Source organism: Streptomyces sp. NBC_01012, assembly GCF_045162755.1.
Classification (GTDB): domain Bacteria; phylum Actinomycetota; class Actinomycetes; order Streptomycetales; family Streptomycetaceae; genus Streptomyces.
The window spans coordinates 4,154,557-4,174,034 of record NZ_CP108688.1; the positions used below are offsets into that span (position 1 = coordinate 4,154,557).

Genomic DNA, 19,478 nt, shown 5'->3' on the forward strand with positions numbered 1-19,478 from the left:
CGGCTGCGGGGTCCCGGGCCGGGGACCGGGGGATGGCCACGGTCTGGGCGGCCATCACCACGGCGACACTCTGCGCGGTGTTCGCGGTGGTGCTCGCTCTCGGCCAGGCCGTGGCCGCCCGGCACAGGGCCGGCGGGGCGGCGGATCTGGCGGCTCTCGCCGCGGCCGATCGGGCGCTGCGGGGCGCGGAGGCGGCGTGCGGGGCGGCCGGTGAGGTCGCCGTTGCCCAGGGGGCGGAGCTCGTGCGTTGTGGGGTCCAGGGCGAGATCGCCGACGTGACCACCCGCGCGCGCTTCGGCCCGTACGCGCCGGAGGTCAGGGCGCGAGCGGGGCCTCCGGAGGCTCCGACGCCCCTGACGCCCCTGACGCCCCCGGCGGCCCCGGCGCCCCCGGCGCCCCCGGCGCCCCCGGCGCCCCCGGCGCCCCCGGCGGTGGGGATGCGTCCTGCGGTGCGGTCCTGAGCAGTTCGGTCAGGAGGCGTACGGCGCCCCGTTTGTGCAGGGGTTCGTTGCCGTTGCCGCACTTGGGGGACTGGATGCAGGACGGGCAGCCCGCCTCGCAGTCGCAGGACGCGATGGCCTGACGCGTGGCCGTGAGCCAGGTGCGGGCGGTGTGGAAGGCGCGCTCGGCGAAGCCGGCACCCCCCGGGTGGCCGTCGTAGACGAAGACCGTGGGAAGGAGCGTGTCGGGGTGAAGCGGAACGGAGACACCGCCGATGTCCCAGCGGTCGCAGGTGGCGAAGAGCGGCAGCATCCCGATCGAGGCGTGCTCGGCGGCGTGCAGGGCGCCTCCGAGGATCTCCGGGGTGATCCGGGCGGCATCCAGCTGATCCTCGGTGACGGTCCACCACACGGCACGGGTGCGCAGGGTGCGGGGCGGCAGGTCGAGCTTGGTCTCGCCCAGGACCTCTCCGGTGATCAGCCGGCGGCGCAGGAAGGAGACGACCTGGTTGGTGACCTCGACGGAGCCGAAGCAGAGCCGCCCGTCACCCCACGGGATCTCGGTGTCGGTCTCCAGCACGGTGATCGCCGTCGTGTCGCGGGCGTTGGTCGAATACGGGGGGACGGCTTCCTCCACCAGGGCCACCGCATCCTCCAGATCCAGCGTACGGACGAGATACGTCCGGCCCTGGTGGAGGTGGACGGCGCCCTCGTGAACAGCGGTGTGCGCCGCCGATTCGTCCACGGTCCCCAGCAGCCTGCCCGTGCCTTCCTCGACGATCTGGACCGGACGGCCGCCCCCGCCGCGGATGTCGGTGAGGTCGGCGGCGCGTTCGCGGCGGGTCCAGTGCCAGCCCGTTGGCCGCCTGCGCAGCAGTTTCGCGGCCTCCAGCTGCGGCAGAAGCTCGGGGACCGCGGGGCCGAAGAGCGAGATGTCGGTCTCCGTGAGGGGGAGTTCCGCAGCGGCGGCGCACAGGTGGGGAGCAAGGATGTACGGGTTGTCCGGGTCCAGAACGGTCGACTCCACGGGCTGCTCGAACAGCGCCTCGGGGTGATGGACGAGGAAGGTGTCCAGCGGGTCGTCCCGGGCCACGAGGACGGCGAGGGCGCCCTGCCCCGAGCGTCCGGCGCGGCCCGCCTGCTGCCAGAGGGAGGCACGGGTCCCCGGATAGCCGGCGATGACGACGGCGTCCAGGCCCGAGACGTCGATGCCGAGTTCCAGGGCGGTCGTGGCGGCCAGTCCGAGCAGGTCCCCGGAGTGCAGCGCGCGCTCCAGGGTCCGGCGTTCCTCGGGCAGATAACCGCCGCGGTAGGCCGCGACGCGCCCGGGCAGCGAGTGGTCCACCTCGGCGAGCCGCTCCTTGGCGATCAGGGAGATGAGCTCCGCGCCGCGCCGGGAGCGCACGAAGGCGACCGAGCGCACGCCCTGGAGGGTCAGGTCGGTCAGGAGGTCGGCGGTCTCGGCCGTGGCGGTACGGCGTACGGGGGCCCCCTTCTCGCCGTGCAGCTCGGTCAGCGGCGGCTCCCAGAGGGCGAAGACCATCTCGCCCCGGGGTGAGCCGTCGTCGGTGACCTCCTTGACGGGAAGGCCCGTGAGGCGGCCCGCGGCGACCGAGGGCTGCGCGGCGGTGGCGGAGGCGAGGAGGAAGACGGGGTCGGACCCGTAGCGGGCGCAGAGGCGGCGGAGACGGCGCAAGACCTGGGCGACATGGGAGCCGAATACGCCCCGGTAGGTGTGGCACTCGTCGATGACCACGAAGCGAAGGGAGCGGAGGAAGGATGCCCAGCGTGGGTGGGACGGAAGTATCCCCCGATGCAGCATGTCGGGGTTGGTCAGGACGTAATTGGCGTACTGGCGCACCCATTCGCGTTCTTCGACCGGCGTGTCCCCGTCGTAGACCGCCGGCCGGATCGCGGAGCCGAGTGGGGCTGCGAGCGCCTTCACCGCCCGGCGCTGGTCGGCGGCCAGAGCCTTGGTGGGGGCGAGATACAGGGCGGTGGTGCCGCGGCCGTTCGGGGCCTCGGAGCCGTCGAGGAGGGTGCTGAGCACCGGAGCGAGGTAGGCCAGCGACTTTCCGGACGCCGTCCCGGTGGCGATCACGACGGACTCGCCGTCCAGGGCGTGCTCGGCCGCGGAGGCCTGGTGCGTCCACGGATGGCCGATTCCGGCCTGGCCGATTGCCGAGATCACTTCCGGCCGGATGCGGTCCGGCCAGAGGGCATGGGTTCCCGTCCGCGGGGGCAGGTGCTCCGTATGAGTGATGCGCGCTGCCCGGCCCGCCGCTGCGGCGAGCCGGTCGAGAACCACCGTGGGAGAGGGGCGCGAGCCCGCGTTCTCGGGTGGTCGACTGGGGCGGTGATTCTTGGCCATCGGCACCGAGTGTGTCACTGGCGTGGCGGACAATGGTCCCAAGGCGTCGTGCATGGCTGCTGGTAAGTGATTGAATGCCATCGCGGCTGGCGATCCGTCCCCTGGCCTCCGTCGGGGAGACCGAGGGGCGACCGCTCGATAGCAAGGTGCTGGAGGATCCGTGGACCTGTCCCTGTCGACTCGCAATGTGTCCGGGCCTGGTGGCGACCGTACGGTCGTCGAGGTCGGTGGCGAGATTGATGTGTATACCGCGCCCAAGCTGCGCGAGCAGTTGGTCGAGTTGGTGAATGACGGCAGCTACCACCTGGTTGTCGACATGGAAGGCGTCGACTTCCTCGACTCCACCGGCCTCGGCGTGCTCGTGGGCGGCTTGAAGCGTGTCCGGGCCCATGAGGGCTCGCTGCGCCTGGTGTGCAACCAGGAGCGCATTCTCAAGATCTTCCGGATCACAGGTCTGACCAAGGTGTTTCCCATTCACACCACGGTCGACGAGGCTGTCGCCGCCACCGACTGAACCGTCGGATGCGGGTGGGCAGCGCCAAGGCCGACCAGCAGGCAGTGACAGACCGGCAGACGGCAGCAGACGGGCCGTCATGAGCAGGCGGTCGGCCATGTGGTCGGCTGCCGGCTTCGTCGGTTCTCGGAAGAGAACGAGAACAGGGGTACCGGGCGCCAAGCCCGGGCCCCTGAGATGCACGCCCGTACGTTCGAGGGGGATGGCATGCCAACCGTTGAACTCCGCTTCAGCGCTCAGCCCGAACACGTCAGGACGGCCCGCCTCGTGGCAGCCGCCGTGGCGCGCCGGGCCGGCGTGGACGAGGCGGTGCTCGACGAGGTCAGACTCGCGGTCGGTGAGGCGTGCAGTCGCGCCGTGGGACTGCATCGGAGCCATGACATCGCCGCCCCGGTCACGGTCGTCCTGACCGAGGAGGAGAAGGCGTTCTCCATCGAGGTCGGCGATGGGCTTCCCGCCCCCGGGAGCGAGGTGGCACGGGCAGTGGCCGGTGGCGGAGGTCCGGACGATCCGGAGACCGAGGCCGACAGCGAGGACGAGATGGGCCTCGCGGTCATCAGCGGGCTGGTCGACGACGTGGAAGTCCGCACGGGTGCGGACGGCGGAGTGATCCGCATGACCTGGCCGACGGCCCCCGCCGTAGCGCTTCCCTGATCTTTCCGGCTCCTGGCCTTTCCCCGCTCCTGGCCTGTTCCTGGCCCGTTCCTGTGCCTTTCCCCGCTCCTGACCCTGGCCTTTTCCGAACCACGGGCCCTGCTGAGCAGGGCATTTTTTGTTCGGGCTTGATCCATCGGGTAGATCAATGATCTCCAGCGATTAAGTGCGCCATGCCTCTGGCCCATTACTGCATTCGGGTTCCGGCGCGAGCGAGATAATTTGCCATTGGGTGCACGGAAGCCGATTTCATTGACCACCCACTGTTTTGATCAGCTTATTCTCCCTACAATCCGTCCACGTCTTGAGCGCTCAGCGTCAAGGAGGACGTATGGCGGAGTTCTTCAACACCCCACTGGCAGAACTGACGCACGGGTCCGTACCCACCGGCCGGTCCACCTCACTCGCAGCCGCAGTACTCACCGACGGCAACCGGCTCGTCGTCGTCGTCATCGCGGTCGTCGCCCTGGCCGCACTGGTCGTGGCCCAGTTGCTGGTACGCCAGGTGCTGGCGGCCGGCCAAGGCACCGAACGCATGAAACAGATCGCGGCGGCCGTCCAGGAAGGCGCGAATGCCTATCTGGCCCGGCAGCTGCGTACCGTCGGCATCTTCGCCGTCGTCGTGTTCCTCCTGCTTCTGCTGCTTCCGGCCGACAACTGGTCGCAGCGCGCGGGGCGCTCGCTGTTCTTCCTGGTGGGTGCGCTTTTCTCGGCGGCCACCGGATACATCGGTATGCGGCTCGCCGTCCGCAGTAATGTGCGCGTGGCCGCCGCCGCGCGTGAGGCGACTCCGGCAGAGGGCGGGCCGGAAAAAGATCTCACCACCGTTTCCCACAAAGCGATGAAGATCGCTTTTCGTACCGGCGGTGCGGTCGGCATGATCACGGTGGGCCTCGGCCTGCTCGGCGCCTCCTGCGTGGTGCTCGTCTACGCCGCCGACGCGCCCAAGGTGCTGGAGGGGTTCGGCCTCGGCGCCGCGCTGATCGCCATGTTCATGAGGGTCGGCGGAGGCATCTTCACCAAGGCCGCCGACGTGGGCGCCGACCTCGTGGGCAAGGTCGAGCAGGGCATCCCGGAGGACGACCCACGCAACGCCGCCACCATCGCCGACAACGTGGGCGACAACGTCGGCGACTGCGCGGGCATGGCCGCCGACCTCTTCGAGTCGTACGCCGTGACGCTCGTGGCCGCACTCATCCTGGGCAAGGCCGCCTTCGGCGACGCGGGGCTCGCCTTTCCGCTGATCGTTCCGGCGATCGGCGTGGTCACCGCGATGATCGGGATCTTCGCCGTCGCTCCCCGGCGCGCCGACCGCAGCGGGATGAGCGCCATCAACCGCGGATTCTTCGTGTCCGCCGTGATCTCGCTCGTCCTCGTGGCCGTGGCCGTCTTCGTCCATCTGCCCTCGTCGTACGCCGAGCTTGACGGCGTCACCGACGGTGCCATCGCCTCGCACGGCGGAGACCCGCGTGTGTTCGCCCTGGTCGCCGTTGCGATCGGCATCGTGCTCGCCGCCCTCATCCAGCAGCTCACCGGCTACTTCACCGAGACAGGTCGGCGCCCCGTCCGGGACATCGGGAAGTCCTCGCTGACGGGGCCGGCCACCGTCGTGCTCGCGGGTATCTCCATAGGGCTGGAGTCGGCCGTCTACACCGCGCTCCTGATCGGGCTGGGCGTCTACGGCGCGTTCCTGCTCGGCGGTACATCGATCATGCTGGCGCTCTTCGCTGTCGCCCTGGCAGGGACCGGCCTGCTCACCACCGTGGGCGTCATCGTCGCGATGGACACCTTCGGGCCGGTCTCCGACAACGCCCAGGGCATCGCCGAGATGTCCGGGGACGTCACGGGGGCGGGTGCCCAGGTCCTCACGGATCTGGACGCCGTCGGCAACACCACCAAAGCCATTACCAAGGGCATCGCGATCGCCACGGCCGTCCTGGCCGCGGCCGCGCTCTTCGGCTCGTACCGGGACGCCATCGCCACCGCGGTCGACGACGTGGGCGCCCGGACGGGAGAGCTCGGGCTGAGCCTGGACATCTCACAGCCCAACAATCTGGTCGGCCTGATCCTCGGGGCCGCGGTCGTCTTCCTCTTCTCCGGTCTTGCCATCAGCGCGGTCTCCCGTTCGGCGGGGGCCGTGGTCCACGAGGTGCGGCGGCAGTTCCGGGAGCACCCCGGGATCATGGATCACACGGAGAAGCCGGAGTACGGCAGGGTCGTCGACATCTGCACCAAGGACGCGCTGCGCGAGCTGGCCACACCCGGGCTGCTCGCGGTCCTGGCACCGATCGCCGTGGGATTCACCCTCGGCGTCGGGGCCCTCGGTTCGTATCTCGCGGGCGCCATCGCCACCGGCACCCTGATGGCGGTCTTCCTCGCCAACTCCGGTGGCGCGTGGGACAACGCCAAGAAGCTCGTCGAGGACGGCCACCACGGCGGCAAGGGCAGCGACGCCCACGCCGCGACGGTCATCGGCGACACGGTCGGCGACCCGTTCAAGGACACGGCGGGTCCTGCCATCAACCCGCTTCTCAAGGTGATGAATCTCGTGGCCCTGCTCATCGCCCCCGCGGTGGTGCAGTTCAGTTACGGCGGTGACGCGAGTGCGGGCGTGAGGGCCCTGGTGGCCGTCATCGCCATCGTCGTCATCATCGGTGCCGTCCATGTGTCGAAACGGCGGGGCATCGCCGTCGGTGACAGCGAGGGCGACAGCGTGGCTCACCACTGACGCCCGTTCAGAACGGCGGCGGACGGCGCGTCCTGATGTGCCGTCCGCCGTCTCCGGTCCCGGGCGTCTCTTCTCCGGCCCGAGGGGCCGCACATGTGTCCGAGTGGGCAGGTGAGTTGTATCTCCCTGGTTTCGCTTGGTGCAAATGGCTGCAAAAGAATATATATCGGAAGCACAGCGCCTGATTGTCGCCCACTTGGCGTGTAAGTTCCGGGGCCGAGAGCCTTGGAAGGGACCCAATCCGGTGAACAAGAAGCTTGCAGCCGCACTGTCCGGCGGTGCGGTACTCGTGCTGACGCTGTCGGGCTGCGGTGACGACAGCGACGACAAGGTGAACGACTGGGCGAAGGACGTCTGCGACCAGGTTCAGCCGCAGTTGCAGAAGATCGCGAACGCCAACGCCGCGATCCAGCAGCAGACGGCCGACAACAGCAAGCCCGCTGACGTCCAGAAGACCGACTCGGCCGCCTTCCAGCAGATCTCCAAGGCCTACAAGGCACTGGGCGCGGCCGTGAAGTCGGCCGGCGCGCCTCCCGTGGACGGCGGAGAGAGCACCCAGAAGGAGGCGGTGAAGGAACTCAACGCCTCCTCCGTGGCCTACGCGGACCTGAAGACGAAGGTCGACGCGCTCGACACGAAGGACCAGGCGAAGTTCGCCGACGGCCTCAAGGACATCGCCGACGAGCTGACCAAGATCAGCACCAACGGGGACCAGGCGCTGAAGAAGCTTCAGTCCGGCGATGTCGGCTCAGCGATGGCCAAGCAGAAGGGCTGCCAGAAGCCGACGGCCTCGGCTCCACCCGCCGCCGGTTCGTCCGCTTCGGCTTCGGAGGACTCGGAGGGTTCGGAGACCGCGCCGGACTCCGAGTCGTCCTCGAAGTCCGCGTCTCCCTCGGCCTCGGCGAGTGAGAAGTCGTAGCGGAGCAACCTCCTCCGCAGTGGTCCGGTCGCCCTCGTGGGCGCCGGGCCGCTGCCGTTGTCGGTGGGAGCGGCCACAATGGTCGGGTGAGTACGTCCAGCCTTCCCGCATCCGACCGTGCCCCCCGGCTCCGCGAAGCCCTGATCGCCGCCGCCTTCACCGCCGACGGCCTCCTCGAACGCCTCGGTGCGCCCGCGTACGCCGCGCTCGCCCGCAGCGAGACCGTCCCGGCGCTCCGGGCCACCCGTGGGGATTCACCGCTCGACACGCTGGTGCGGCTGTTCCTTCTGCAGCGCCCCGTCCCGGCCACCGCCGCCGCCGCGGCCCTCCCGCTGGGGGAGTGCGAACAGGACGGCTGGGTGGTCCGCGAGGGCGATCTGGTCAGAGCGACCGTCGACGTCCGGCCCTACGGCGGGCCCGAGGGCCAGGACTGGTTCATCGTCTCCGACCTGGGCTGCGCCGTCGGCGGTGCCGGCGGCATCGGCTCCCATGAGGAAGGCGTCGTCCTGGGGGTCGGCGGGGCCTCCACCACGCTCGCCGGCATCACCGTGCGCAGGCCCGTGGCCTCGGCCCTCGACGTCGGTACGGGCTCCGGAATCCAGGCCCTGCACGCGGCCCAGCACGCCACCGGGGTCACGGCCACGGACGTCAACCCGCGTGCTCTGGAATTCACCCGTCTCACTCTCGCCCTGTCCGGAGCCGCCCCTGCCGACCTGCGGGAGGGTTCGCTCTTCGAGCCCGTGGGTGCCCGGACGTACGACCTGATCGTGTCCAACCCGCCCTTCGTCATCTCGCCCGGTGCCCGGCTGACGTACCGCGACGGGGGCATGAGCGGTGACGACCTGTGCAGGACCCTGGTGCAGCAGGCCGGGGACCGGCTCAACGAGGGCGGTTACGCGCAGTTCCTCGCCAACTGGCAGCACGTGGAGGGCGAGGAGTGGCAGGACCGGGTGCGCTCCTGGGTGCCCGCCGGCTGTGACGCCTGGATCGTGCAGCGCGAGGTGCAGGACATCACGCAGTACGCCGAGCTGTGGCTCCGCGACAGCGGCGACCACCGCACCGACCCCGCCGTGTACACCGAGCGCTACGAGGCCTGGCTGGACGAGTTCGAGGCCAGGAACACCAGGGCCGTGGGCTTCGGCTGGATCACCCTGCGGAAGTCCGCGTCCGCCGCCGCGCATCCCTCGGTCGTCGCCGAGGAGTGGCCGCACGCGGTGGAGCAGCCCCTCGGGCCCGCGGTCGAGGCCCATTTCGCGCGGCAGGACTATCTGCGGGAGCATGACGACGCGGCGCTGCTCGGAGCGCACTTCACCCTCGCCGACGAGGTCGTGCAGGAGCAGGTCGGCCTGCCCGGCGCGGAGGATCCCGAGCATGTGGTGCTGCGTCAGCACCGCGGTATGCGCCGGGCCACCAAGGTCGACGCGGTCGGTGCGGGATTCGCGGGCGTGTGTGACGGTTCGCTGCCCGCGGGCCGGATTCTGGACGCCATCGCGCAGCTGATGGCCGAGGACCCGGTGCTGCTCCGCGACCGTACGCCACAGGCGATCCGGCTGCTGGTCGAGGAGGGCTTCATCGAGCCCGTGCGGTGACACGCCGGCGCGGATCCTTCCCATACCCGTCTCCCGGCAGCCGTGCGGTGTTCATCCGGGGTTCGTCCCTGCGTCGCCCTCACGTGGCAGCCTCCCACTGCCGAGCCGCCCGCACACCGCGGCGGCCTACGAGCGCCGCGGTGGCAGCCGTGGGGACGAGGGTGAGGATTCGGACATGGAGAGTGCCGCCGCGGTCTTCGCCGGTGCTGCCTTCGCGCTGTTCGGTGCGGCCCTCCTCGTCTGGACAGGGGCGCGCACCATCCAGCGCGCGCCGGTCGCCCTCGGTGTGAGCCCCGTCGCCTCCACCGTGCTCGCCACGCTCTTCGGCGTACTCTTCCTCGTTCTCGGCGTGTGGTGCTTCACCCGCATCTGATCCACTTCTCGGACCGGCGCGACGACCGGCGCGACGACCGGCGCGACGACCGGCGCGACGGCCGCCGAGCAGCCGCCCCGCGGGTTCCCCCGAGAGGGCGCCGAAACCCGCAGGCGAGGGCCCCGCGAGGAGCGGACCCGGCAGTCCGGGCGGCAGGAGTGGCGGAAGTCGGGTTACCGTTCGAGTGGCCGTTGCGGGCTTTTGCCGTTTGACACGGGGGCGGGTTGTACCGTCACACTCCGCAGCGACAGCACCGCGGGCAGCGTCAGAGGGCTGCCCGGATGCCCACGAGTGCCGACCGGAGAGAAGAGCGAAGTTGTCCCCGACCAGCGAGACCGCAGGCCGCCGACTCGTCATTGTCGAGTCGCCTGCCAAGGCGAAGACGATCAAGGGCTATCTCGGCCCCGGATACGTCGTCGAGGCGAGCGTCGGGCACATCCGCGACCTGCCGAACGGCGCCGCCGAGGTGCCGGACGAGTACACCGGTGAGGTACGCCGCCTCGGCGTGGACGTCGAGAACGACTTCCAGCCCGTCTATGTCGTCAACGCGGACAAGAAATCCCAGGTCAGGAAGCTCAAGCAGCTCCTCGCCGAATCCGACGAACTCTTCCTCGCCACCGATGAGGACCGCGAGGGCGAAGCCATCGCGTGGCACCTGCAGGAAGTTCTCAGGCCCAAGGTCCCGGTCCACCGGATGGTCTTCCACGAGATCACCAAGGACGCGATCCGCGCCGCCGTCGCCAACCCGCGCGAGCTGAACCAGCGCATGGTCGACGCCCAGGAGACCCGCCGCATCCTCGACCGCCTCTACGGCTACGAGGTCTCGCCGGTCCTGTGGAAGAAGGTCATGCCGCGGCTCTCCGCGGGCCGTGTCCAGTCCGTCGCCACGCGTCTGGTCGTCGAGCGGGAGCGTGAGCGCATCGCCTTCCGCTCCGCCGAGTACTGGGACCTGACGGGCACCTTCGCCACCGGACGCACAGGCGACGCCTCCGACCCCTCGACGCTCACCGCCCGCCTCAGCGCGGTCGACGGGCGCCGCATCGCCCAGGGCCGTGACTTCGGCCCCGACGGACAGCTGAAGCAGGGTTCCGCGCAGACGCTGCACCTGGACGAGACGAACGCCCGGGCCCTGGCCGCCGCGCTCGCCGACTCCGCGTTCGCGGTCCGCTCGGTCGAGTCGAAGCCGTACCGCCGTTCCCCGTACGCCCCCTTCCGCACGACGACCCTCCAGCAGGAGGCGAGCCGAAAGCTGGGCTTCGGGGCCAAGGCCACGATGCAGGTGGCGCAGAAGCTGTACGAGAACGGCTTCATCACCTATATGCGTACGGACTCCACGACGCTCTCGGACACCGCGGTCTCCGCGGCCCGTGCGCAGGTCACGCAGCTGTACGGGGCGAACTACCTGCCCGACAAGCCCCGGACGTACGCCGGGAAGGTCAAGAACGCGCAGGAGGCGCACGAGGCGATCCGTCCCTCGGGCGACCGCTTCCGCACCCCGGCGGAGACGGGCCTCACCGGCGACCAGTTCCGGCTCTACGAGCTGATCTGGAAGCGGACCGTCGCCTCCCAGATGAAGGACGCCGTCGGTAACTCCGTCACCGTCAAGATCGGCGGACGGGCGAGCGACGGCCGGGACGCCGAGTTCTCCGCGTCCGGCAAGACGATCACCTTCCACGGCTTCATGAAGGCGTACGTCGAGGGCGCGGACGACCCGAACGCCGAGCTGGACGACCGTGAGCGCCGGCTGCCGCAGGTCGCCGAGGGCGACGCGCTGACCGCCGACGAGGTCACGGTGGACGGCCACGCGACCAAGCCGCCGGCCCGCTACACCGAGGCCTCGCTGGTCAAGGAGCTGGAAGAGCGCGAGATCGGCCGTCCGTCGACGTACGCCTCGATCATCGGCACCATCCTCGACCGCGGCTACGTGTTCAAGAAGGGCACGGCCCTGGTGCCGTCGTTCCTCTCGTTCGCCGTGGTCAACCTGCTGGAGAAGCACTTCGGCCGGCTCGTCGACTACGACTTCACCGCCCGCATGGAGGACGACCTCGACCGCATCGCGCGGGGCGAGGCCCAGTCCGTGCCGTGGCTGAAGCGCTTCTACTTCGGCGCGGGCGACGACACGACCGGCGCGAGCGCCGCCTCCGACGCGGGCAACGGCGACGGGGACCACCTCGGCGGCCTGAAGGAGCTCGTCACCGACCTGGGCGCGATCGATGCCCGTGAGATCTCCTCGTTCCCCGTCGGCAACGACATCAAGCTCCGTGTCGGCCGCTACGGCCCGTACATCGAGCGTGGTGAGAAGGACTCCGACGGCCACCAGCGCGCGGACGTGCCGGAGGACCTGGCGCCCGACGAGCTGTCCGTGGAGTACGCGGAGGAGCTGCTGGCCAAGCCCAGCGGCGACTTCGAGCTCGGCACCGACCCGGTCAGCGGTCACCAGATCGTCGCGAAGGACGGGCGCTACGGGCCGTACGTCACCGAGGTGCTGCCCGAGGGCACCCCGAAGACCGGCAAGAACGCGGTGAAGCCGCGGACGGCCTCACTCTTCAAGTCCATGTCGCTCGATACGGTGACGCTGGCCGATGCCCTGAAGCTGATGTCGCTGCCGAGGGTCGTCGGTGAGGACGCCGAGGGCGTCGAGATCACCGCGCAGAACGGCCGCTACGGGCCCTACCTCAAGAAGGGCACGGACTCGCGTTCCCTGACGTCCGAGGACCAGCTCTTCGACATCACGGTCGAAGAGGCCCTGGCGATCTACGCGCAGCCGAAGCAGCGCGGGCGCGCCGCGGCCAAGCCGCCGCTGAAGGAACTGGGCACGGACCCGGTGAGCGGTGCCCCGGTGGTCGTGAAGGACGGCCGCTTCGGCGCGTACGTCACCGACGGCGAGACCAACGCGACGCTGCGCACAGGCGACAGCGTCGAGGACATCACGCCGGAGCGCGGCTACGAGCTCCTTGCCGAGAAGCGGGCCAAGGGGCCGGCGAAGAAGAAGACGGCGAAGAAGGCTCCGGCCAAGAAGGCCACCGCGAAGAAGGCCACGACGGCGAAGAAGACGACCGCCAAGAAGACGGCTGCCACCAAGACGACGGCCGCGAAGAAGACGACCACCGCCAAGAAGGCGCCGGCGAAGAAGTCGGCCACCGCGTCGAAGAAGGCGGCTTCGGCTTCGTCCGAGGAGAGCTGACCGCCTGCGGCAGCAGGCCGTGAGGCCGAGAACGCCGGAAGGGCCGGGGTCACCCCCGGCCCTTCCGGCGTTCGTACGACGCGGTGCCCGGGCTCCCCTTGCGCATATGTTCGGACGCGGCCCCCGGGCACCGCACCGCTCCCGATAGGCTGGGCGGATGACGCGAGCCGAGCAGCCACCGGTCGTGAGCCCCACCTCCGACACACTTGCCGCAGACTCACGCGAGCGCGCCGTACGAGCCCTGTTGCGTGTTCCCCCGCTCCGGCGGTTGTGGAGCGCCCAGCTCGTCGGCAGTATCGGCGATTCACTCGCCCTTCTCGTGCTGGTGCTGTTGTCGCTGCAAGCGGCGGTCATCGAGGGCTCCTTCGGGGCCGGATACCGCGGGGCGGCCTTTGCCGTCGCCGCCGTGTTCGGCGCCCGGATTCTTTCCACCGTGCTCTTCGGAGCCGTACTTCTGGGACCTCTGACGGCGCTCACCGCGCCCGGTGGTCCCCTCGACCGGCGCTGGCTGATGATCGGGGCGGACGCTCTGCGGCTCGCTCTGCTGGTCGTCGCGCCGCTGTGGATCGACTGGATGCCGGACAAGGCACTCATGATGATCCTGATCACCGTCTTCGTGGCCGGTGTCGGTGAACGCCTGTGGGCGGTCGCCAAGGAGAGCGCGGCTCCCGCGCTGCTTCCCGCCCCGCCCCCGGAGGGCGCCGCCGTGCGCCCCCTGCCCGACCACCTCGACGCCCTCCGCAGGCTGTCCCTGCGGACGAACTTCCTGTCGGTCCCCGTGGCCGCGGCCGTGCTGGTGGTCGCCGCGCTGATCGGTGAACTGCTGGGCACCGGCTTCGACTGGTTCTCCTTCCACCCGGCCGCGCTCGGTTCCTACGTCGCGGCGGGTCTCTTCTCCGCGTCCGTCTCGACCGTGTACTTCCTGGAGCTTCCGGCCACGCAGACGCCCCGTCCGCGTTCGCCCCTGGAGGGGCTCCGCAGGCCCTCCACCGGGACCGGCTCCGACAAGGGCCGCACCGGCAGCATCCCGCTCGTCGTCGCCGCCTGCTCCCTGGTCGCGGGGGCCATCGCCGCGGCGGCGGGCGTCTCCGTGCTGCACGCCTCCGACCTCGATGGCGGGCCCGCCACCTTCGCCCTGCTGATCGTCGCGCTGACCGGTGGCACCGCGCTCGGTATCCGTACCGCGCAGAAGGTGCTGCCCGCCCTGTCGCGGCGCCGGCTGCTGGCCCTGGCGGTCGCCGTCACCGGAGTGGCGCTCCTCGCGCTCGGTCTGGTGCCCGACACCGCCACCGGTCTGCTGATCGCACTGCTCGCCGGTTACGCGGCGGGGGTCGCCGCCCATGTCGGGCACGCGGTCATCGACCAGGAGACGGAGCCCTTCCGGCAGGCCAGGGCCACCGAGCACCTCCAGGCCGTCGTCCGGGTGCTGGTGGCGCTCGGCGCGGTGGGCGGGCCGCTGCTCGCCGCCGCCATCGGCCGGCACCGTCTCGGGTCGGGTGACTTCGTCTTCGCGCACGGTGGCGCGGCCTTCGCGCTGATGCTGATCGGCGCTCTGCTGCTGCCCGTCGCGGTGATCGTCCTCGCCAGGACCGACGACCGTGCCGGTGTGCCGCTCCGTCGTGACCTGCGGGAGGCGCTGCGCGGCGGCGACCCCGCCGTCGCGCCCGCCGCGAACGGTTTCTTCCTCGTCCTGGAGGGCGGCGACGGGGCCGGCAAGTCCACCCAGGTCGAGGCCATCGCCGAATGGATCCGGGCCAAGGGCCACGAGGTCGTCGTGACCCGCGAGCCGGGGGCCACCCCGGTCGGCAAGCGGCTGCGTTCGATCCTGCTGGACGTCTCGTCGGCCGGTCTGTCGAACCGGTCCGAGGCCCTGCTGTACGCCGCCGACCGCGCCGAGCACGTGGACTCGGTCGTCCGTCCGGCACTGGAACGCGGCGCGGTCGTCATCTCCGACCGCTACATCGACTCGTCCGTGGCCTACCAGGGTGCGGGCCGTGACCTCGCCCCGACCGAGATCGCCCGGATCTCGCGCTGGGCGACGAGTGGGCTCGTACCGCATCTGACGGTGCTGCTCGACGTCGACCCGGAGACGGCGCGGGAACGCTTCACCGAGGCGCCCGACCGGCTGGAGTCCGAGCCGGCCGAATTCCACACCCGGGTGCGGTCCGGCTTCCTCACCCTCGCCGCGGCCGACCCGGCCCGCTATCTGGTGGTGGATGCCGGGCAGGAACCGGAGTCGGTCACCACCGTCGTACGCCACCGTCTCGACCGGATGCTGCCGCTCTCCGAGGCCGAGATCAAGGCCCAGGAAGAGGCGCGCAAGGCGGCCGAGGAGGAGGCCAGGCGCAAGGCGGAGGAAGAGGCCGCCCGCAAGGCCGAGGAGGAGCGGCTGGAGCGTGAGCGGCAGGCTCAGCTCGCCAAGCTCCGGGCCGAGGAGGAGGAGCGCAAGCGCCGCGAGGAGGAAGAGGCGCGGCAGCGCGAGGCCGAACGGCAGGCGGAGGAGGCGCGGCAGCGCGCCGAGGATGCCCGCCGCCGTGCCGAGGAGGAGCGGGCCCGTCTCGAGGCCGAGGAGCGGGTGCGCGAGGCCGAGCAGGAGCGGCTGCGTCTGCAGGCCCAGGAGGAGGCGCGGCTGCGCAAGGAGGCCGAGGAGCAGCGCCTGGAGAAGCAGCGCAAGGCGGAGGAGGCGCTGGTGAGGGCCGAGGAGGCCCGCCACCGCGCCGAGGTCGAGGCCGCTGCCAGGGCCGAGGAGGCGGCAGCCGCTGCCGCACAGCGCTCCCGGGAGACCGGCCGCTCCGGGTCCACCGGGCAGCAGCCGGGATCGTCCGGTCCGTCCGGGGCATCCGGTCCGTCTGGTCCGTCTGGTCCGTCTGGTTCATCCGGTCCGTCCGGTCCGTCCGTGCCGGACAACGAGCTCACCGTCCCGACCCCCGTCGTCAACCCGAACGAGATCACGCAGCCCGTACCGGTCGCCAGGCCCGACCGCCCGGCGCCCGACGCGGACGAGACGACCGTCCTGCCGCCCGTGCGGGACGCGGACGAGACGGCTGTGCTGCCGCCCGTGCGGGACGAGCATCCGTCGGACCGGGTCCCGCCGGGCGTCTTCCGCGACGGGCGCAGGGCATCGGGCGCCGAGAGCGAGAACGAGCGCACGCGTGAACTGCCCCAGATCAGCGACGATCCGCAGGCCGGACGCGCGGCTCAGGCCGCCCCTCGCCAGAAGCGGCCGCGTCCCGACTGGGCCGAGGAGACGCCGCTCGACGACCTGCCGTCCCTGGCCGACGAACTGCTCGGCGACCAGGACGACGGCCGGGACGAGGGCCAGGGCGGATCGGGACGCGGCGGGCGCCGGCCGCGCCGCTGACGGACGGGCCGTGGGCACGGAACGCCGGGATTGTCAGACCCTTCCCGCACAATAGGGAGGCGCTGGGATTCCGGCGTTCCAGCACCACACCACCTCCGGAAGGGCGGTGACCATGACCGTATGGGACGACCTGGTCGGACAGGACCGGGTGCAGGAGCAGCTCGGTGCCGCCGCCCGGGACGCCGATGTGCTGGTCACCGCGAATTCCGCGGGCGATCCGGTGCCTCCGGGTTCGAAGATGACGCATGCCTGGCTGTTCACGGGACCGCCCGGCTCGGGCCGGTCCACGGCCGCCCGTGCCTTCGCAGCCGCGCTCCAGTGCACCAGCCCCGACCGGGCGTTGGGCGGGGCTCCGGGCTGCGGCTTCTGCGACGGCTGCCACACGGCGCTGATCGGGACGCACGCCGACGTCGAGGTGATTCGCACGGATCTGCTCTCCATCGGTGTGAAGGAGACCCGTGAGCTCGTCCGCAGGGCCCAGCTGTCCCCCGCCGTGGGCCGCTGGCAGGTCATCGTCATGGAGGACGCCGACCGCCTCACCGAAGGTGCGGGCAACGTCCTGCTGAAGGCGGTCGAGGAGCCCGCGCCCCGCACGGTGTGGCTGCTCTGCGCCCCCTCCCTGGAGGACGTGCTGCCCACGATCCGCTCCCGCTGCCGTCATCTCACGCTGCGTACGCCTCCGGTGGACGCGGTGGCCGATGTGCTGATCAGACGCGACGGTATCGACCCCGAGCGGGCCGCGTCCGCCGCCCGTGCCACCCAGGGCCACATCGGCCGGGCCCGCCGCCTGGCCACGGACGAGCGCGCGCGTGCCCGCCGTGCCACCGTGCTCAAGCTCCCGCTGCGTGTCCATGACGTCGGCGGCTGCCTCAAGGCCGCCCAGGAGCTGATCGACACGGCGACGGACGACGCGAAGCAGGTCGCCGAGGAGGTCGACGTCAAGGAGACGGACGATCTGAAGGCGGCGCTCGGCGGCGTGGCGGGAGGCCGGATGCCCCGTGGGACGGCGGGTGCGATGAAGGAGCTCGAGGACCGGCAGAAGCGCCGCAGGACACGTACCCAGCGCGACAGCCTCGACCTGGCGCTCAGCGAACTCACCGGCTTCTACCGCGATGTGCTGGCCCTTCAGCTGGGCTCCGGGATCGCCCTCGCCAACACCGATGTCCGTGACGCCCTCGACCGGATCGCCGAGTCGTCCACGCCCGAGCGCACCCTGCGCCGGATAGAGGCCGTCATCGCCTGCCGCCGCGCCCTCGACCGTAACGTCGCGCCCCTGCTCGCCGTGGAGGCGATGGCGGTGTCGCTCCGGGCGGGCTGAGGCCCGGCCCCGTCTCCCCGCGTGCCGGGAAGACGAGGTGACGGGGTGAATTCACCCGTATGAGCAGGGAATCGGTCGAGTCGTCCCCGGGCGGCTACGCTCCGGGGATGGACACCAGGCGCCTGCTCCGGATCTTCGCCACCGTGCTCGGCACTGCCGGCCTTCTCGTCTCCGGCTGCAGCAGCGGAGGGTCGGCACCGAGCGCGTCGGCGACGGGCTCGGCCGCCACCGAGGAGCTCGAGTCGTACTACGCGCAGAAGCTGAGCTGGCGGGACTGCGGTACGGAGGGCTTCCAGTGCACCACGATGAAGGCCCCGCTGGACTACGAGAAGCCCGACGACGGGGATGTGAAGCTGGCCGTCTCCCGTAAGAAGGCCACCGGTCCCGGTAAGCGGATCGGCTCGCTCCTGGTGAACCCCGGCGGTCCTGGCGGCTCGGCCATCGGCTACCTCCAGGGGTACGCGGCCATCGGTTATCCCGCCCAGGTCCGCGCCCGGTACGACATGGTGGCCATCGATCCGCGCGGGGTGGCCCGCAGCGAGCCGGTCGAGTGCCTCACCGGCAAGGAGATGGACGCCTACACACAGGTGGACCAGACCCCGGACGACAAGGCCGAGGTCGCCGAGCTGAACGCCTCCTTCGAGAAGTTCGCCGACGGCTGCGAGAAGCGCTCGGGCAAGATCCTCCCGCATGTCTCCACGGCCGAGACGGCGCGTGACATGGACATCCTGCGTTCCCTGCTCGGTGACGAGAAGCTGCATTACGTCGGCGCCTCGTACGGCACGTTCCTCGGCGCGACCTACGCCGATCTGTTCCCCGCCCGAGTCGGGCGTCTCGTCCTGGACGGGGCGATGGACCCCTCGCTCCCCGCGCTCGACGTCAACCGCGACCAGACGGCCGGCTTCGAGGCGGCGTTCCAGTCGTTCGCCGCGGACTGTGTGAAGCAGACGGACTGCCCGCTCGGCACCACGTCCACCGCCGCCGCGGCGACCGCCCTGAAGAAGCTCTTCGGCGATCTGGACTCCGAGCCCGTGCCCACCGGTGAGACCCGCCGGCTGACCGAGTCCCTGGCGACCACGGGTGTGATCGCCGCGATGTACGACGAGGCCGCCTGGCCCCAGCTCCGCCAGGCCGTCGCGGCGGCGCAGCGCGGCGACGGCTCCGGGCTCCTCTCTCTGGCCGACAGCTACTACGAGCGCGAGCCGAACGGGAAGTACGCCAATCTGATGTTCGCCAATGCCGCGGTGAACTGCATCGACCTGGCGCCGCCCTTCACCGGCCCCGCGGACGTGGAGAAGGCGATCCCGGACTTCGAGAAGGCCTCCCCGGTCTTCGGCAGGGGCTTCGCCTGGGCCGCGCTGAACTGCGGCGCCTGGCCCGTCGACCCCACCGGCACCCCGCACCGCACCGAGGCGAAGGGCGCAGCCCCGATCGTCGTGGTCGGCACCACCCGGGACCCGGCCACCCCCTACAAGTGGGCCGAGTCCCTCGCGGACCAGCTCTCCTCCGGCACTTTGCTCACCTACAAGGGCGACGGACATACGGCGTACGGCCGGGGCAGCGACTGCATCGACACGGCGATCAACACCTACCTGCTGGAGGGCACGCCGCCCAAGGACGGCAAGAAGTGCAGCTGACCTGCGCAGACGGCCACGGGGGCGGGCGGTTCGGAGCACCCCTGGAAACTGTGTAGACTTGGCGTCGCTGCTGACCGCACCATGGTGCGACAGAGCGTGCCGCCTTAGCTCAGTTGGCCAGAGCAACGCACTCGTAATGCGTAGGTCTCGGGTTCGAATCCCGAAGGCGGCTCCGTAGTGAACCCCAGGTCAGGCTTCTGACCTGGGGTTTCTTGGTTGAGATGACCTTGGAATGTCGATGCATCGGGCACCTGCGGTCTGTGCGTCGCACGGCGTGGGTCGGATGTGTGGTTTCCGTGGCCGCATGGATCGCCTGAGTCCCTGGGCTGGGCTTTTTCTCCAGGACAGCAGTTCCTCGCCGGGGTCGCCCCCTCGACGTACCTCAAGGCC

Annotated in this window: 11 protein-coding genes, 1 tRNA gene and 1 pseudogene; 12 read left to right on the forward strand and 1 reads right to left on the reverse strand. The window is 70.8% G+C overall.

What is annotated here, in order from left to right; all coding sequences use genetic code 11:
• Positions 1-32 precede the first annotated feature (32 nt).
• A pseudogene (locus OG623_RS18795) lies at positions 33-275 on the forward strand (Rv3654c family TadE-like protein); the annotation flags it as partial.
• 40 nt (positions 276-315) lie between these two features.
• Here OG623_RS18795 and OG623_RS18800 read toward each other — a convergent pair.
• The gene (locus OG623_RS18800; RefSeq protein ID WP_406147872.1) at positions 316-2,892 is read right to left on the reverse strand and encodes a DEAD/DEAH box helicase; all 2,577 of its coding nucleotides are present in this window, start codon (positions 2,890-2,892) and stop codon (positions 316-318) included.
• A gap of 79 nt (positions 2,893-2,971) precedes the next feature.
• Here OG623_RS18800 and OG623_RS18805 point away from each other — a divergent pair, with 79 nt between their 5' ends.
• From OG623_RS18805 to OG623_RS18855, 11 genes are all read left to right on the forward strand, one after another.
• On the forward strand, positions 2,972-3,325 hold the full coding sequence (locus OG623_RS18805; RefSeq protein ID WP_003967428.1) for an STAS domain-containing protein: 354 nt from the start codon (positions 2,972-2,974) through the stop codon (positions 3,323-3,325).
• Positions 3,326-3,532: 207 nt separating this feature from the next.
• Positions 3,533-3,979, forward strand: a complete 447-nt coding sequence (locus OG623_RS18810) for an ATP-binding protein (protein WP_406147873.1) — start codon at positions 3,533-3,535, stop codon at positions 3,977-3,979.
• 331 nt (positions 3,980-4,310) lie between these two features.
• Complete coding sequence (locus OG623_RS18815; RefSeq protein ID WP_406147875.1) at positions 4,311-6,707, forward strand: sodium-translocating pyrophosphatase; 2,397 nt, start codon at positions 4,311-4,313, stop codon at positions 6,705-6,707.
• Between the two features lie 244 nt (positions 6,708-6,951).
• Positions 6,952-7,626: a small secreted protein gene (locus tag OG623_RS18820; RefSeq protein WP_406147876.1), complete on the forward strand. Its 675-nt coding sequence runs from the start codon at positions 6,952-6,954 to the stop codon at positions 7,624-7,626.
• A gap of 86 nt (positions 7,627-7,712) precedes the next feature.
• Positions 7,713-9,215 (forward strand): methyltransferase, encoded by a 1,503-nt coding sequence (locus OG623_RS18825; RefSeq protein WP_406147877.1) that lies wholly within the window; start codon positions 7,713-7,715, stop codon positions 9,213-9,215.
• Positions 9,216-9,390: 175 nt separating this feature from the next.
• The gene (locus OG623_RS18830) at positions 9,391-9,588 is read left to right on the forward strand and encodes a hypothetical protein (RefSeq protein ID WP_362892263.1); all 198 of its coding nucleotides are present in this window, start codon (positions 9,391-9,393) and stop codon (positions 9,586-9,588) included.
• A 316-nt stretch (positions 9,589-9,904) separates the two neighbouring features.
• Positions 9,905-12,772 carry a type I DNA topoisomerase gene (gene topA / locus OG623_RS18835; RefSeq protein WP_406147878.1) on the forward strand — a complete coding sequence of 956 codons (2,868 nt, stop codon included), beginning with the start codon at positions 9,905-9,907 and terminating at the stop codon, positions 12,770-12,772.
• 157 nt (positions 12,773-12,929) lie between these two features.
• Positions 12,930-16,133 carry a dTMP kinase gene (gene tmk / locus OG623_RS18840; RefSeq protein WP_406147879.1) on the forward strand — a complete coding sequence of 1,068 codons (3,204 nt, stop codon included), beginning with the start codon at positions 12,930-12,932 and terminating at the stop codon, positions 16,131-16,133.
• Positions 16,134-16,245: 112 nt separating this feature from the next.
• The gene (locus tag OG623_RS18845; RefSeq protein ID WP_406147880.1) at positions 16,246-17,451 is read left to right on the forward strand and encodes a DNA polymerase III subunit delta'; all 1,206 of its coding nucleotides are present in this window, start codon (positions 16,246-16,248) and stop codon (positions 17,449-17,451) included.
• 107 nt (positions 17,452-17,558) lie between these two features.
• A complete protein-coding gene (locus OG623_RS18850; RefSeq protein ID WP_406147881.1) occupies positions 17,559-19,088 on the forward strand; it encodes an alpha/beta hydrolase in 1,530 nt (509 codons plus the stop codon).
• Between the two features lie 98 nt (positions 19,089-19,186).
• A tRNA-Thr gene (locus tag OG623_RS18855) sits at positions 19,187-19,260 on the forward strand.
• Positions 19,261-19,478: the final 218 nt, after the last annotated feature.